The organism is Streptomyces sp. MnatMP-M17 (assembly GCF_900091995.1).
GTDB lineage: Bacteria > Actinomycetota > Actinomycetes > Streptomycetales > Streptomycetaceae > Streptomyces.
The window spans coordinates 1-13,567 of record NZ_FMDK01000295.1; the positions used below are offsets into that span (position 1 = coordinate 1).

General features: G+C 68.8%; 17 protein-coding genes. 11 read left to right on the top strand and 6 right to left on the bottom strand.

Going from position 1 to position 13,567, the window contains the following annotated elements:
• The 3 genes from GA0115259_RS13935 to GA0115259_RS13945 form a co-directional block, all read left to right on the top strand.
• The coding region (locus GA0115259_RS13935; protein WP_272921111.1) for a flotillin domain-containing protein at positions 1-653 on the top strand (653 nt) is incomplete at its 5' end.
• A gap of 143 nt (positions 654-796) precedes the next feature.
• Entirely contained in the window at positions 797-1,207 is a 411-nt protein-coding gene (locus GA0115259_RS13940; RefSeq protein ID WP_093595958.1) for a TOBE domain-containing protein, read from the top strand.
• Positions 1,208-1,347: 140 nt separating this feature from the next.
• The gene (locus GA0115259_RS13945; RefSeq protein ID WP_093595961.1) at positions 1,348-1,833 is read left to right on the top strand and encodes a molybdopterin-dependent oxidoreductase; all 486 of its coding nucleotides are present in this window, start codon (positions 1,348-1,350) and stop codon (positions 1,831-1,833) included.
• A 45-nt stretch (positions 1,834-1,878) separates the two neighbouring features.
• Here the strand turns inward: GA0115259_RS13945 and GA0115259_RS13950 are convergent, their stop codons facing one another.
• The gene (locus GA0115259_RS13950) at positions 1,879-2,664 is read right to left on the bottom strand and encodes an SAM-dependent methyltransferase (protein ID WP_093595964.1); all 786 of its coding nucleotides are present in this window, start codon (positions 2,662-2,664) and stop codon (positions 1,879-1,881) included.
• A gap of 93 nt (positions 2,665-2,757) precedes the next feature.
• Positions 2,758-3,621: a helix-turn-helix domain-containing protein gene (locus GA0115259_RS13955; protein WP_093595967.1), complete on the bottom strand. Its 864-nt coding sequence runs from the start codon at positions 3,619-3,621 to the stop codon at positions 2,758-2,760.
• Between the two features lie 304 nt (positions 3,622-3,925).
• Between GA0115259_RS13955 and GA0115259_RS13960 the strand changes: the two genes are divergently transcribed.
• The 5 genes from GA0115259_RS13960 (at position 3,926) to GA0115259_RS13980 (ending at position 7,997) form a co-directional block, all read left to right on the top strand.
• Complete coding sequence (locus tag GA0115259_RS13960; RefSeq protein WP_256097997.1) at positions 3,926-4,801, top strand: glycosyltransferase family 2 protein; 876 nt, start codon at positions 3,926-3,928, stop codon at positions 4,799-4,801.
• Between the two features lie 62 nt (positions 4,802-4,863).
• Positions 4,864-5,532, top strand: coding sequence for a class I SAM-dependent methyltransferase (locus GA0115259_RS13965; protein ID WP_093595973.1), 669 nt, complete (start codon positions 4,864-4,866; stop codon positions 5,530-5,532).
• Between the two features lie 152 nt (positions 5,533-5,684).
• Complete coding sequence (locus GA0115259_RS13970; RefSeq protein ID WP_141716556.1) at positions 5,685-6,140, top strand: hypothetical protein; 456 nt, start codon at positions 5,685-5,687, stop codon at positions 6,138-6,140.
• A gap of 182 nt (positions 6,141-6,322) precedes the next feature.
• Positions 6,323-7,231, top strand: a complete 909-nt coding sequence (locus tag GA0115259_RS13975) for an AraC family transcriptional regulator (protein WP_093595999.1) — start codon at positions 6,323-6,325, stop codon at positions 7,229-7,231.
• A gap of 73 nt (positions 7,232-7,304) precedes the next feature.
• Complete coding sequence (locus GA0115259_RS13980) at positions 7,305-7,997, top strand: hypothetical protein (protein WP_237539985.1); 693 nt, start codon at positions 7,305-7,307, stop codon at positions 7,995-7,997.
• 24 nt (positions 7,998-8,021) lie between these two features.
• Here GA0115259_RS13980 and GA0115259_RS13985 read toward each other — a convergent pair whose 3' ends face one another.
• The 4 genes from GA0115259_RS13985 to GA0115259_RS14000 are packed head-to-tail and all read right to left on the bottom strand — an operon-like array spanning position 8,022 to position 11,077.
• A complete protein-coding gene (locus tag GA0115259_RS13985; protein ID WP_107469183.1) occupies positions 8,022-9,422 on the bottom strand; it encodes a caspase family protein in 1,401 nt (466 codons plus the stop codon).
• On the bottom strand, positions 9,415-9,882 hold the full coding sequence (locus GA0115259_RS13990; RefSeq protein WP_141716557.1) for an effector-associated constant component EACC1: 468 nt from the start codon (positions 9,880-9,882) through the stop codon (positions 9,415-9,417). The genes GA0115259_RS13985 and GA0115259_RS13990 overlap by 8 nt, the downstream gene beginning before the upstream one ends.
• Positions 9,883-9,921: 39 nt before the next feature.
• Positions 9,922-10,611 carry a hypothetical protein gene (locus GA0115259_RS13995; RefSeq protein WP_256097998.1) on the bottom strand — a complete coding sequence of 230 codons (690 nt, stop codon included), beginning with the start codon at positions 10,609-10,611 and terminating at the stop codon, positions 9,922-9,924.
• A complete protein-coding gene (locus tag GA0115259_RS14000; protein ID WP_093595986.1) occupies positions 10,604-11,077 on the bottom strand; it encodes an ATP-binding protein in 474 nt (157 codons plus the stop codon). The genes GA0115259_RS13995 and GA0115259_RS14000 overlap by 8 nt, the downstream gene beginning before the upstream one ends.
• A 128-nt stretch (positions 11,078-11,205) precedes the next feature.
• Between GA0115259_RS14000 and GA0115259_RS14005 the strand changes: the two genes are divergently transcribed.
• From GA0115259_RS14005 to GA0115259_RS40270, 3 genes are all read left to right on the top strand, one after another.
• A complete protein-coding gene (locus tag GA0115259_RS14005) occupies positions 11,206-12,030 on the top strand; it encodes a helix-turn-helix domain-containing protein (RefSeq protein WP_093595989.1) in 825 nt (274 codons plus the stop codon).
• Entirely contained in the window at positions 12,017-12,220 is a 204-nt protein-coding gene (locus GA0115259_RS14010; protein WP_093595992.1) for a DUF397 domain-containing protein, read from the top strand. The genes GA0115259_RS14005 and GA0115259_RS14010 overlap by 14 nt, the downstream gene beginning before the upstream one ends.
• Positions 12,221-12,450: 230 nt before the next feature.
• Positions 12,451-12,627 carry a hypothetical protein gene (locus GA0115259_RS40270; RefSeq protein WP_161230366.1) on the top strand — a complete coding sequence of 59 codons (177 nt, stop codon included), beginning with the start codon at positions 12,451-12,453 and terminating at the stop codon, positions 12,625-12,627.
• Positions 12,628-13,567: the final 940 nt, after the last annotated feature.

The window sequence follows — 13,567 nt, forward strand, 5'->3', positions numbered from 1 at the left end:
CGGCGGGCCCGCTGGCCCAGGCGGCGCGCGAGCAGGACGTACTCGCCGAGCAGGAGAAGGTGGCCCAGCGCCAGGCCGCGCTGACCGACCGCGAACTCGACACCAAGGTACGCAAGCCGGCCGACGCGGCCCGCTACCAGGCCGAGCAGGAGGCCGAGGCCCGTCGTATCGCCCTGGTCAAGCAGGCCGAGGCCGACGCCGAGCGCTCCCGTCTCACCGGTGAGGGCGAGAAGGCGCACCGCGCCGCGCTCGCCGCTGCCGTACGGATAGAGGGCGAGGCGGAGGCCGCCGCGATCGGCGCGAAGGGCGCGGCGGAGGCGGAGGCCATGCACAAGAAGGCCGACGCGTTCGCGCGGTACGGCGACGCGGCCGTCCTCCAGATGCTGGTCGAGGTGCTGCCCTCGGTGGTCGCGAAGGCGTCCGAGCCGCTGAGCGCGGTGGACAAGATGACGGTGATCTCGACGGATGGCGCGGGCCAGCTCGCTCGTACGGTCGCCGACAACGTGGCCCAGGGCGTCGAACTCCTCAGCTCCACCACGGGAGTCGACCTCGCGGAGCTGCTGAAGGGCCTGGCGGCGGGCAGGACGCTCGGGAAGGGGACGGGCGGGACGGCCACCGACACGGCCAATGGGCGCGTCGAGGTTACGGACTGACACCGTGGCCTTGATGTAGAGGGAACGGGGACACGGGGGAACGGGGGGGGAGCGCCGTACGGCGCGTGGAAGAGCCCGGCCGGCGGGGGAAAGCGGCCGGGCTCTTTCGTCCCCCGACACCGGACACGGCTTAAAGTGCCGGAATGCCCTCGTACAGCATTGGCCAGGCAGCGGGACTGCTCGGCGTGAGTTCGGAGACCGTCCGCCGCTGGGCCGACGGCGGTCAACTGGCCATGCGGCGGGACGGTTCCGGCAACCGGCTGATCGACGGCGTGGGCCTGGCCGCGTTCGCCAAGGAGCGGGCCGTGGGACTGCATCCGGTGCCCGGCGAACCGCTGACCTCGGTCCGTAACGCGTTCGCCGGGATCGTGACGGCGGTGGTGCTCGACGATGTGGTCGCGCAGGTGGAGATCCAGTCCGGACCGCACCGGCTGGTCTCGCTGGTGACCCGGGAGGCCGTCGAGGAGCTGGACATCCAGGTCGGCGCGACGGTCACGGCCCGGGTGAAGTCAACGCACGTCCATGTCGACAGACCGCCCCAACGGCATACGTGACACACGTGATTGCCACACCATCCGGCACTCATGGCTCACATCAGCGAGGCGAAGAAGCACGATTGGCTCGTATCCGAGATTCCCTCTCCCGGCGGCCGGGCATCACCAACTGTGGCAGCCGCCTCCCGAGGGGGAATCCGATGAGCCGACCCGGCATCTCTACCGGCACCAGCACCAACACCAGCACCCGTGCCCTCTCCCTGCTGCTCCAGGGAGAGGTCGAGCGTCCCGTCTCACTGACCGTCGCGGACCTGCGCGAGCGGTGGCAGCAGCACCACGCCGACGTGGTCTTCCACTGCGCGACCGACGGACCACGGCACCACACCTTCGAGGGCCCGCTGCTCCGCGAAGTGGTCGGCTCGGCGAAGCCGGCCTTCGACGCCCTGCGGCGCAAGGACCGTTCGCGCTTCCTGCTCGCCGTCACCGGCGGCGACGGGCACCATACGGTCCTCTCCTGGGCGGAGCTGGACGCCGACTTCGGCAACGTACCGGTCCTGCTGGCCACAGCCATGGACGGACGGAGCCTGGAGTCGGCGGGCAGTCAGCTCGTCGTACCCTCGGACCACTGCGGCGCGCGCTACATCAGCGCGATCACCAGCGTGTGGATCGGCGGCATCACCACGTAGGCAGCGGACAGGCAGCGGACGGGCCTCATACGCCTCGGCCGCACCTCAGACGCGCGCCACTCCCACATAGAACGAGCTGTGCTCGTCCTCGGGCGCCGCCGTGTCCTTGTACCATCGCGGCGCCGTCACCAGCCCGGGATCCACCATGTCGAGCCCGTCGAAGAACCGCTCGACCTCGGCGCGGGTGCGCAGCCGCAGCGAGATACCGCCCTTCCCGTACGTGTCGTTCACATGGCCCACCACATTGTCCGGCTGGAAGTCGGCCGTACCGTGCGAGAACAGGAACAGACTGCCCGCCGGCAGCGCGTCCACCAGGATGCGCGTGATGCCGTACGGATCGTCCTCGTCCGGGATGAAGTGCATCAGGGCGATCAGCGACAGGGCGATGGGCCGGCCGAAGTCCAGCACACCGCGGGCGTGGTCGAGGATCTCCCGCGGCCTGCGCACATCGGCCTGGATGTAGTCGGTGACTCCCTCGGGCGTGCTGATCAGCAGGGCTTCCGCGTGCCGCAGGACGATCGGGTCGTTGTCGGTGTAGACGATCCGGGACGCCGGGGCTATCCCCTGGACGATCTGGTGGAGATTGGGCTCGGTCGGGATGCCCGTACCGATGTCGAGGAACTGGTCGATACCGCTGTGGGCGACCCAGGCGGCGGCGCGGTGCATGAAGGCCCGGTTCAGCCGCGCGTCCTGCTTCGAGGCGTCGGGGAGCTTCTTCCCTATCTCCTGGTCGACCGTGTAGTTGTCCTTGCCGCCCAGCAGATAGTCGTACACACGCGCCGGGTGAGGCCTGCTGGTGTCGACCTGGGGCTTGGGGGTGCCTGCCGTCATCGGGAACTCCGTGAATCCATTGACTTCGTGATGGTGATCTGCGCGTGTGCCGGGGTTGGGCGCGTATACCGCGAGTGGAGAACTGGGGCCACGTCACAGTTCCTTGCGGAAGTCGGTGAGTATCTCCTTGGTCCGGCGGGCGGACTCCGCGTGGGCGACCATACGGTCCATCGCCTCCCTGTGCTCGGAGAGCTCACGGGCGTTGTCGAGATAGAGCGCGCCGGTCAGATACTCGATATAGACGATGTCCGGCAGCTCGGGTATCGAGAAGCGGAAGAGGACGAACGGGCTGTACGTGCCCGGGTGGTGGCCGGACGCGAACTCGGCTATCTGGAGCGTCACATTGGGCAGTTCGGCCAAGGCCAGGAGCTTGTCGATCTGGTCCCGCATGACCTCGGCGGAGCCGACGGGTCTCCGCAGGACCGTCTCGTCCATGACGGCCCAGAAGACCGGTGGCGCCTCGGCGCGCGTGAGCAGCTTCTGCCGCTCCATCCGCAGTGCGACCCGGCGCTCGACACGCTCCGGATCGGCCTTGCCGATCTCGCCGAAGGCCAGGACGGAACGCGCGTAGTCCTCGGTCTGGAGCAGGCCGGGCACGAAGTGCGGCTCGTAGCAGCGGATGGTCTTGGCCGCGCCCTCAAGGCTGACGTAGCCGCCGAACCAGTCGGGCAGCACATCGTGGAACCGCTGCCACCAGCCGGGCTTCGCGGCCTCCTCGGTGAGCTGGAGGAAGACGGCGCGCTCGTCGTCGGAGAGACCGTACGCGGGCAGCAGTAACTCGACGTACGGGATCTTGAGCGCGACCTCGGCCATCTCCATACGCCGTATGGTCGCGGCGGTGACACGGAGCAGCTTGCCGGCGTCGTCACGGCTGAGTCCCGCCTTCTCGCGGAGGGACTGGAGCTGCTTGCTGAGGACGAGCTGCCCGATGGTAGGCGCAGAGCGCGGCTCACTCACTCCCCACCACCGCCCACCGCCATGCGGGCAGTCTCCCACAGCGGCCTGATCAAGAACATGGCGCTCCGCCGGATGTGACGAGGGCCCTATGGGCGTACGGCATACGGGAGTTACGAGCCGGGCGACGGGAAGGCCGGCAGCCACAGCCGATGACAGGCGGCCACAGAGAGTAAGAGTAACGGGTGGCCACAGAGAGTAAAGATGAACTAATGGCATCCGGGGGGATACCTTTCAGTAGCCGCAGTATGGCTGCCGGCGGTTAGCATCGAGTTCCGCCGTTACCGAGAGCTGGGGTGATCTGGACGTGTCCCGACCGCGTGTGGGTGTGGCCGTGCTGACCATGGGAACCCGGCCCGTCGAGCTGCGTGCCCTGCTGGACTCCGTGGCCAAGCAGCGCGAGTCCGCCGCCCGGATCGTCGTCGTCGGCAACGGCGCGCCACTGCCGGAGTTGCCCGACGGGGTCATCGGGGTGGAACTGGAGCGAAATCTCGGCGTCTCCGGTGGCCGTAATGTCGCACTGCGTAAGCTCCGCGAGGCCGGCGACATCGACGTACTGGTGGATCTGGACGACGACGGCCTGCTGATCGAGGCCGATGTGATCTCCCGTGTCGCCGATCTGTACGAGGCGGATCCACGGCTCGGCATCATCAGCTTCCGTATCGCGGACGAGACCGGCTTCACGGCGCGCCGGCATGTGCCCAGGCTGCGGGTGGACGATCCGATGCGCGGCGGCGAGGTGACCACGTTCCTGGGCGGCGGTCACGCGCTGTCGATGCCGATGCTGGACGAGATCGGCGGCTGGCCCGACGAGTTCTTCTTCACGCACGAGGAGACCGACCTCGCGTGGCGTGCGCTGGACGCGAGCTGGACGATCCGTTACGAGCCGGAGCTGGTGCTCCAGCATCCGCGCACCTCGCCCGCCCGGCACGCGGAGTTCTACCGGATGACCGCCCGTAACCGCGTCTGGCTGGCCCGCCGCCATCTGCCGGCGCTGCTCGTCCCGCTCTACCTCGGCACCTGGATCCTGCTCACCCTGGCCCGCACACGCTCGGCGAGCGGCCTGCGCGCCTGGTTCGGCGGCTTCTTCGAGGGCGTACGCACAGCCTGCGGCACCCGCCACCCGATCAGCTGGCGCACAGTGGGCCGCATGACAGCCCTGGGCCGCCCCCCGGTGATCTGACCGTCCGACCGGGCCCAGCACCGGCCAACCGTCCCGGCCGGCCGTCGTCCTATTGTTGGCTGATGCGTGCACACCAAATTGATCGCCCGGCCGATCTCGACGTGGTCCGTGAGTCCTATGACCGGGTGGCCGACAACTACGCCCACATGGTGGCGACGACGGGAATGGGCGACATCCGCCGTCACCCATGGCTCAAGGCGTCCATCGACGCTTTCGCCGACACCGTGAGCGAGCTCGGACCTGTCCTCGACGTCGGCTGCGGACCCGGAACGGTGACCGCCTACCTCGCCGAACGCGGACTCGACGTGTCCGGAGTCGATCTCTCACCCCGCATGATCGAGAACGCGCGCCGTCTCCATCCGGAATGCCGCTTCAGCGTCTCCTCCGCCACCGACCTCGACCTCGGCGAAGCGTCCCTCGGCGGCGTACTCGGGTGGTGGTCACTGTTCAACCTCCCCCGCGACGTCCTTCCCCAGGTCCTCGCCCTGTTCGCACGCGCCCTGAAGCCGGGCGGACACTTCATCACCGGAACGCACGTCGGCGACGAAGACGCGCTGCGCACCGAGGCCTACGGAGGCGTACCGGTTCGCTGGACGACACACAAATGGCAGCCGGAACAGTTCGTGGACCTGATCGAGCAGGCCGGACTGCGCCCGGTCGCCGAAGTCCGGCTCCCCCCGAATGAGCACAGCGGCCCGAGTGTGGTCGTCATGGCCGAACGCCCGGCCTGAGGACCAGGCACCGGAGACGGCACAGGGGCTCGTAGCGGGCCCCATCGCCCGTCGCCATCGCGAGTAATCGCTCGCCGGGCGCGCCGGTGGTGTCCCTGACGTTCCGTTCATGGTGATTTGTAATCATCCGCACGGACGACGGGAGCGCGGGTGTGGCTGGGAGTGTGGGCGGGGAAGGGCGGGTGACCGTGGTGCGGTTGTTGCAGCGGTGGCCCGGGCGGTATGGCCTTGTCGCCTATACGACCAGTGGCGCGTACGGCGAGACCGCGCTCGTCGGGTATGTGCCCGTGCCCGGTGTGGCCGATCTGAGTCTGATGGATGTGGCCGCCCGGCATGAGCCGGCGCTGATGTACGGGTCGACCGGTGCCGACGGCTTCGCCGAGGCGTGCTGGCTGATCTCGGTCGGGTGGAGCGCCCGTACCGTGCCCAAGCCCGGCACGCTCGAACTGCCGCACGCCGCCTGGACCATGGACGTGGACCGCACCATTGACCTCGGCGTAGTCATGTACGGCCACACCCGCCTCCACGTCGGCCGCTTCACGCTCACCGATGCGGACCAGATGGCCCGCGCCCGCGCCCTCCTGAAGGCGGACCCCGGGACTCAGTAGTGGACGGCGCTCTCCAGCAGCGGCGGATACACGCTTGCACAATCCTCCTCGCTTCGCGCGGATCGGGCGAGGACCGACTTGCCCTGCGGGCGTTACGGATGCTTCCGTGAGGTGTGCACACCACCACCCATGAACTCCTGGACGAGATCCGCGGCATCATCACGGCCCGTGCCCGGCCGGATATGCGGACGTCGGTCGACGGGCTGCTGCTGTCCAAGGTGGAGACCGCGGCGCAGGACTATTCGCTGACCGAACCGCTGCTGGTCGTCATGGCGCAGGGCGCCAAGCGCCTGCTGCTCGGCGACCAGGTGTACGAGTACCGGGCCGGAGAGTGCCTCGTCGTCACCGCCGAACTGCCCGTCACCGGCCACTTCCTCGGCGCCGGCCCGCAGCTCCCGGCGCTGGGCATCGGGCTGGTGCTGCGTCCGACCGCCATCGCATCGCTCCTGCTGGAGGTCCCGCCGGAGGTCCCGGCCGTACGGCGGTCACGCACCACGGCCGGTCCGCCCGCGATCGCGACCGGCGAGGCCGGTACGGAGCTGCTCGACGCCATGGCCCGGATGCTGCGGCTGCTCGACCGGCCGGCGGACGCGCATGTGCTCGCGCCGCTGATCGAACGGGAGATCCTCTGGCGCCTGCTCACCGGCCCGCACGGCGGCATGGTCCGCCAGATCGGCATGGCCGACAGCGGGCTGTCCCATGTCAGCCGGGCGATCCGGTGGATCCGTGACAACTACGCCGAACCGATGCGGATCGAGGACCTCGCGCGGCTGGCCGGGATGAGCTCGTCGGCGTTCCACCGGCACTTCCGCGCCGTCACGGCCATGAGCCCGCTGCAATTCCAGAAACGGATCCGTCTCCAGGAAGCCCGCTCACTGCTGATCGCCCGCCCGGGCGATGTCGCGGGCGTCGGCCATCGCGTCGGCTACGACAGCCCGTCGCAGTTCAACCGCGAGTACCGCCGCCTGTTCGGCGCGCCACCGGGCCACGACACACGCCCGCGTGCGGCGGCTGCTCCGGAGGACATCCGGCACGAGATACGACACGAGGTCCGGCACGAAGTCCCGCACGAGATACGGCACCTGCCCTGACTGAGCCGCAGTCATTCACCGAGGCTGAGGTCCGGGTCCAGGTCTGCGACCGGTGAACCCGAGGCGGTCCCGAATGTCACAGGGCGACGACAGCGTTGTCCTCACCCCAGGACGGCTCTTCTTCTCCGGCGGCGCACCGGCCACAGTGGTGATCACCACCGGCCACCACCCACCAGCCACACGGAGCGTTGACACCATGGCTCGCAACCACCGCCGCAAGACCGTCCTCGCCACCCTCGCCCTCGTCGCGGCCACCGCGCTGCTGACGGCCTGCCAGGGCACCTCCGAGACGACCGGGACCGGGAGTGCGGGGACGAGTACGGGCGCGGACGCGGGTACGGATACGTCGGCCAAGCCGGCCGACGCCACCTCGTCGCCGGAAGCCGCCACGGACGCCCCCGCCGAAGCGGGCGCGGACACCGCCGCCCCCGCCGACAACGCGAAGGCCACAGACGGCGGCACCGGCAACAGCGTCCCCAGCAACGGCAAGGGCGAGGGCGTCACCGGTACCTGGTTCGGCAATGTGAGCTACCTCGCGCCCGGCAAGTACACCGTCACCGGCATGAAGGGCGTCGAGCAGGCCTTCTGGCTCGCCGAGGACACCGACATCGAAGGCACCGGCGACATCTGCGGCACCGACGATCCGAACAACCAGGCCGCCACGCCTTGCACGGAGGACCAGCTGGAGGCCGCGGCGAAGTCGGGCGTCTCCGCGGAGGTCACGCTGAAGGACGGCATCGCCGTCCGCATCGTCGACGACCACTGACGGTCCATCGGCCGCACGGACGGGTCAGCGACTCAGCGACGCGAGGCGCGGGTCGAGGTCGAGGAGTTCGGCATTGGTGCTGTAGCGGGCGGGAGCGCGGCGAAGTACGGCGTCACGCAGGAGGACCGGATCGGCGTGGAACTCCTTGAGCGTGCCCAGCGTGTGGTAACCCAGCCTTTCGAGCTCCAGATTGCCCAGACTGGGGAGCTGGACCTTGGCGGCGCCCGGCCGCAGCCGTACCAGCAGGATGTTCCGGTACGTCTTCCTGCCTTCCCCGCTCCCCACCGTGGCGCTGTGAAGGAGTCCGACGAACATGACGTCCTCCCAAGGAATGTCGGTGTGGTCACCCAGGACCGGATCAAGGGAGTACGACAGACCTGCGGCGTTCACCGTCAGACGAGGGCGGCTCATCTGGACGAAGGCCGCCCAGCCGGCTCCTGGGATCAGCAGAGCGAGAGTGAAGATCAAGCTGCCCGGACCGCCCTCCAGGGGCACCCACATGAAGTACGTGGCCGGAAGAGTGATCAGCGTCATCGTCCAGGCGAACAGTCTGGAGAGCCGACGGACCCAGGGCTTGAACGGTGGCCTCCCGAAGACAGCCTCCTCCGGGACAGATACGGAGACGGCGGAGCCGGACGCCTCCGAGGCGGTCGGCGCAGGCGCGCGGACCAGCGTGAGCGTGCTGGCCGCGTTCACCGCCCGGCGCTGCGGACGAGGCAGGCCGCGGCCGGCCAGTTCGGCGTCCACGAACGCGTGGATCTCATCGAGCGTCAGCGGCTCCGGCCCGGCCAGTGCGCGCAACAGCGCGCCCGTGAACGCCGTGTGCGGCTCGCCGGGCGGAGCGAACGAGGGCGCGGTCTGTGTCGTGGAGGTCAGCGTGTACGTTCCCGACGGCTCCAGTTGGTCGGCGACGACGCTGCGCGGCGACGCCATCGCCGCCACCGCGCGCCCGGAGAAGCAGCAGTCCAGGATCAGCACCCGGGCCTTCGCGCGGGCGCGCCCGATGAGGCGCAGAATCAGATCCACGGGTACGGCGCTGAAGCCGACGGTGTCGGGATCGGTGCCGGTCAGCGACAGATGCAGCCGTCCTTCCTCGTCAAGGAGACCGTGTCCCGCGTAGTAGACCAGCAGCAGGTCGGTTGCCTCCTGCGCGGCTGCGGCCAGGGCGGCGCCGACAGCCGGCGTGTCGACGGCGGGCGTGCCGGCCTGGCCGCTCTCGCTCGGACCATCGCTCGAACCATCACCCAGAACACGGCAGTTCGCCGGAGGAAGCAGGCCGCGCTCCGGATCGGTGAGTACGTCACGCAGCCCGGCGAGGTTCTCGCGCACAGCGGGTATCGAGGCCAGCTCGGCGGACCGGTAGTCGGCGGTGCCTATGAGCACCGCGCGCGACGAGGCACCGTCCGGGCACCAGGCGTCAGCCATCGACCGGAGGGCCGGACGGCGCAGCCGAAGGATCAGGCCCCTCAGCCGGAGGATCGGCTCCCTCCGCCACACCGCCGGGCCGCTCCGCCAGCGCGGCCACCTGTCGGATCAACGCCTCCGGATCGCGAGCGCGCCGCACATCGACTTCCACGCGAGTGCCGTCCTCGGCGGTCACCGTGACCGTGACATCGGCGCGCCGCTGGATCAGCCAGGTCGTCACCGACCGCGCCAGGACGGCCGCCACACCACCGGAGCCGATGGCGACCGTGAGCACGTCGAGCGCGGCGCCCATGCTGCCGGGTTCCGGTACCGCTCCGCGCGACGTCACCGCGCCGCGCAGCGACTCCTCCACGGTGAGCCACGCGTACAAGGAACGCAGATGGTCGACGTCGTCCGGCGTGTCGTCCGGAGTGCTGACGGACAGTCGTAACGTGCCGGTGTGCGCGCCGAGCTCTGTCATGTCCTCATCCTGCCAGAGCACGCCGGACTCCGTCCCGGCCTACCGCTCCGGCCCGGCCGCCGCCCGTCTCACATACTCCGCGTGCTCCGCCGCCAGGTCCACCATCGTGAACTCCGCGAGCTTCATGAGCAGTTGCGCCGCCAGCACCCAGTGAATGCGCCAACTGTCGAACGGCACTCCGTCGGCCGCGTACACCACGGGCAGATGACCGTGCAGCCGGTACAACGCGCCCTGAACGCCGCCCAGTTCGAACGTCCGCACCCGTAACGCCACATACCGCTTCCGCAGATGCGGACAGGCCCGTACGGACGTCACCGCGCACGGCACACACAGCGGCGGATGCCCGGTCACGAGATCGGTCGCCCATGCGTCCCGGTCGTCCGCGTCCTCGCCCACCAGCCACAAGGTCCCGTCGGCGGTACGGTCCGCCGGACCGCCGCAGATCTGGCACAGCAGCTTCCGCATGGCCCGGCGCTGCCGGAAGAAGTGGACGTTCCCGAACTCCGGCCTGCCCTTCCCCGGACTCAGCCCGATCCGCTTCCACAGAATCCCGCGCGAGTCGCGGTCGTGCGGCACCTCGTCCACGTACCGGATGCCACGGGAGTTGGCCGCGACCAGGGAGGGCGGGCGCCGTTCCGACGACCACCGCGCGATGTACGGCACCATGCCCGGCTGAGCGAACGCGCCCAGCGGAGGCCGCCGCTCGTCCCTGACAGTCTCCTCAGCCACGTTCACGACCGCCCTTGTCCTCGCCCGCGCCAGCGTTCGGGTTCGGGTTCGGGAGCGACAGGGCCGCCCACACCGTCTTTCCCCGGCCACCGCCGTGCTCGATCACGCCCCATTCGTCCGCCAGCGCCTCCACCAGCACCAGCCCGCGCCCACAGGACGCCTCCGGCCCGGCCGGCCGCCTGCACGGCAGCTCAGGCGACGCGTCGTACACCTCGATCCGCAGCCCGGCCGGCCTGCGGAAGTAGTACGTCTCGATGGTCTGCTCCGGTACGACCTGGGCATGCCGTCCCGCGTTTGTGAGCAGTTCGGACAGCACAATGAGCGCCGAGTCCTCCAACTCGGCCAGTCCCCAGCCGGCCAACGCCTTGCGCAACTCCAGCCGCGCCAGCGCCACGCACCTCGGATGACTGCTCCACCGCAGCACAACGCTGCCGTCCGTTTGACTGCCATGCCGGTTCAGCCGCATGTCAACGCTCCCTCCACCTGGTCTTTTCGCTTTCTGTGACGAAGTACTCACAGAGTGGTACGTGTGCCGCTACGCTGGCCAGTAGTAGGGGGTTGACAACAACCGCTTCAGATGAAGGAGTTGATGGCATGCCGGAAGCCCGGAAACCACGCACTCTTCGGCAGATGTACGGCGAGGAGCTCAAGCTCCGTCGCATAGCCGCAGGCATGACTCAGGAGATGTTGAGCGACATCGTGGTGTGCTCGCCCACGCTGATCAGCCACTTCGAGGCGGGACGTCGCCTCCCCAACCCGGACGACGCGAAGCGCATCGACGCCGCGCTGGGCACGGACGGTTTCTTCGCAAGGTGGCTGGAGGATCTCGAATCCAGGTACGCGGACTTCTTCGCCGCCGTAGCGGAGTTGGAACTGCAAGCGACGGAGATCCGGCAGTACGGCTCCACGCTCATCCCCGGCCTGCTCCAGACAGACGGCTACTCGCGAGCGGTGTTCCGTACGCACGGTCCGAACCATACGGCCGAAGAACTTGACCAGAAGGTGGTCGTCCGCAGGGCACGCGCCAAGATCTTCGACGGCCCGTTGGCGCCCGTAGTGTGGACCTTGCTGGACGAGGCGTGCCTCCGGCGGAAGGTCGGCGGTGCGGCCGTCATGGCCGAACAGCTCCTCAAGATCGTGGGCATGGCGGAAGCCGGACGACTGCGGTTCCATGTACTGCCGTTCGGGGCGGGAGCACACGCTCTACAGGCTGGCATGCTCTACCTGATGGACTTCCAGGACGCGCCACCGGTGGCCTACGCCGAAGGGCACAACGTGGGGTACCTGATGGACGATCCGGCCATGGTGCAGATGTGTCAGATGGGCTACAACCTGGCCCTGAGCGATGCACTGCCACAACAGGATTCACTGGCCCTGGTCAGGGCCATAGCGAAGGAGTACGAAGGTGAGCAGGAGTGAGCGCACCATCCGATGGCGCAAGTCAAGCTATAGCTCAAATCAGCAGGGCGAGTGCCTCGAAGTAGCGGACGGGTACGCCGACATCCCGGTCCGCGACTCCAAGAACCCGACGGGGCCCACGCTGCGCTTTCAGGCCACCGGCTGGGCGTCGTTCATCGGTGCCGTCAAGGCCGGGAGCCTGGCCGGCTGATCGCGCAACGCCCTCATCCGTTGGGCACCGCCGACGGGTGAGGGATTCCGCCTAGGGGAAGACGTCAGGCTGTCCCGTGCGTGGAGTAGCCGCACGGGACAGAAACCGCATTGCACCACTCCACCACACAGGAGGAAAAAGCAATGACAGTAGCGGCACTCGCGCAAAGGACAGAGGGGTCGCTGATCAGTGACGCCCCGTTCGCCATTTTCCCTCTGCCGACCCGCGCCATGGAGACAATCGGGTTCATTGTCTCCGCCGGTCCCCTGGCCTTCGATCTCAAGAGCACCGCACACCGCGACAGCGACCGGGTACAGCCGTACGAGGCGAACGGCGGCGATGACGATGACGACGACGGAGAGCCTAACCCCCCAACCGGCGACGGCGACGACGGACGCCAGTACTGACACGCCGTACAGCGACAACGGAGGCGGTGACTAACCTTCGCGCAGCTGAGACGTCGGCCACCGGTACCGTGACGGGGGCCGACGTAGGCGATAGGGAGAGAAGCCATGGCAAGAGATGAAACCGGGCAAGGCCGAGTAACCGTCTTTCAGTTGTTGCATGACTGGCCTGATAGCTATTGCGTCATGGCGTACACAACTACGGGGCATTTTGGGGATACGGGAGTTCTCGGAGTTATCCCCGTAGAAGGGAATCCATTTGAGCCCGGCGATCTGTTTGCCGTAGCAGGCAGGCACGATCCGACCAGGCTCTACGGCGGTTCACACGTGCATGCCCGGGGCGCGTGGCTCGCCTGTCTTGGGTTTTCTGCCCGTCTTACGCCTAAGCCGGAAAGCCTGGACCTACCGGATGTGGCGTGGTCCCTGGACATGGTCCAGCGTGCAGAACTCGACAAGCCCCTGTTCGGTAACAGTGTGGTGGTGACCGGGCGCATGACGCTCGCAGACCCGGACCTGGCAGAAAGAGCCCGAGGGCTGCTCCCGACTCCGGCAGAGGCCCGGTACGGCCCCGTGAGTCGCTGACGGGCCCGTCACCGCGTCTGCTCGGTCGGCGTTCGTCACCGACACACCACGGCCCGTGCCCGCCGCGCGAGCGACGGCAGCGAAGGCCGTGAGATGCCTTGCTCAGGCCCCCGGCTGGGCGTCGTTCATCGGTGCTGTCAAGGCCGGGAGCCTGGCCGGCTGACTGGCGGGCCGCCGCCCTACCTCGCCCTCTCCGGGTTCCGGTGAGGGCACGGGCTGCGGCTCGGCGGTCCGAGGCGTGGGCGACGGGCTCGTAGGAGATACCGACGGGGGCGCAGGGCTGGCCGGGCCTTCCTGGGGGCGCTCCCTCGGCATGACGAGCAGTACGCAAGCGACGGCCGCCGCCAGCGCGAGCAGCGCC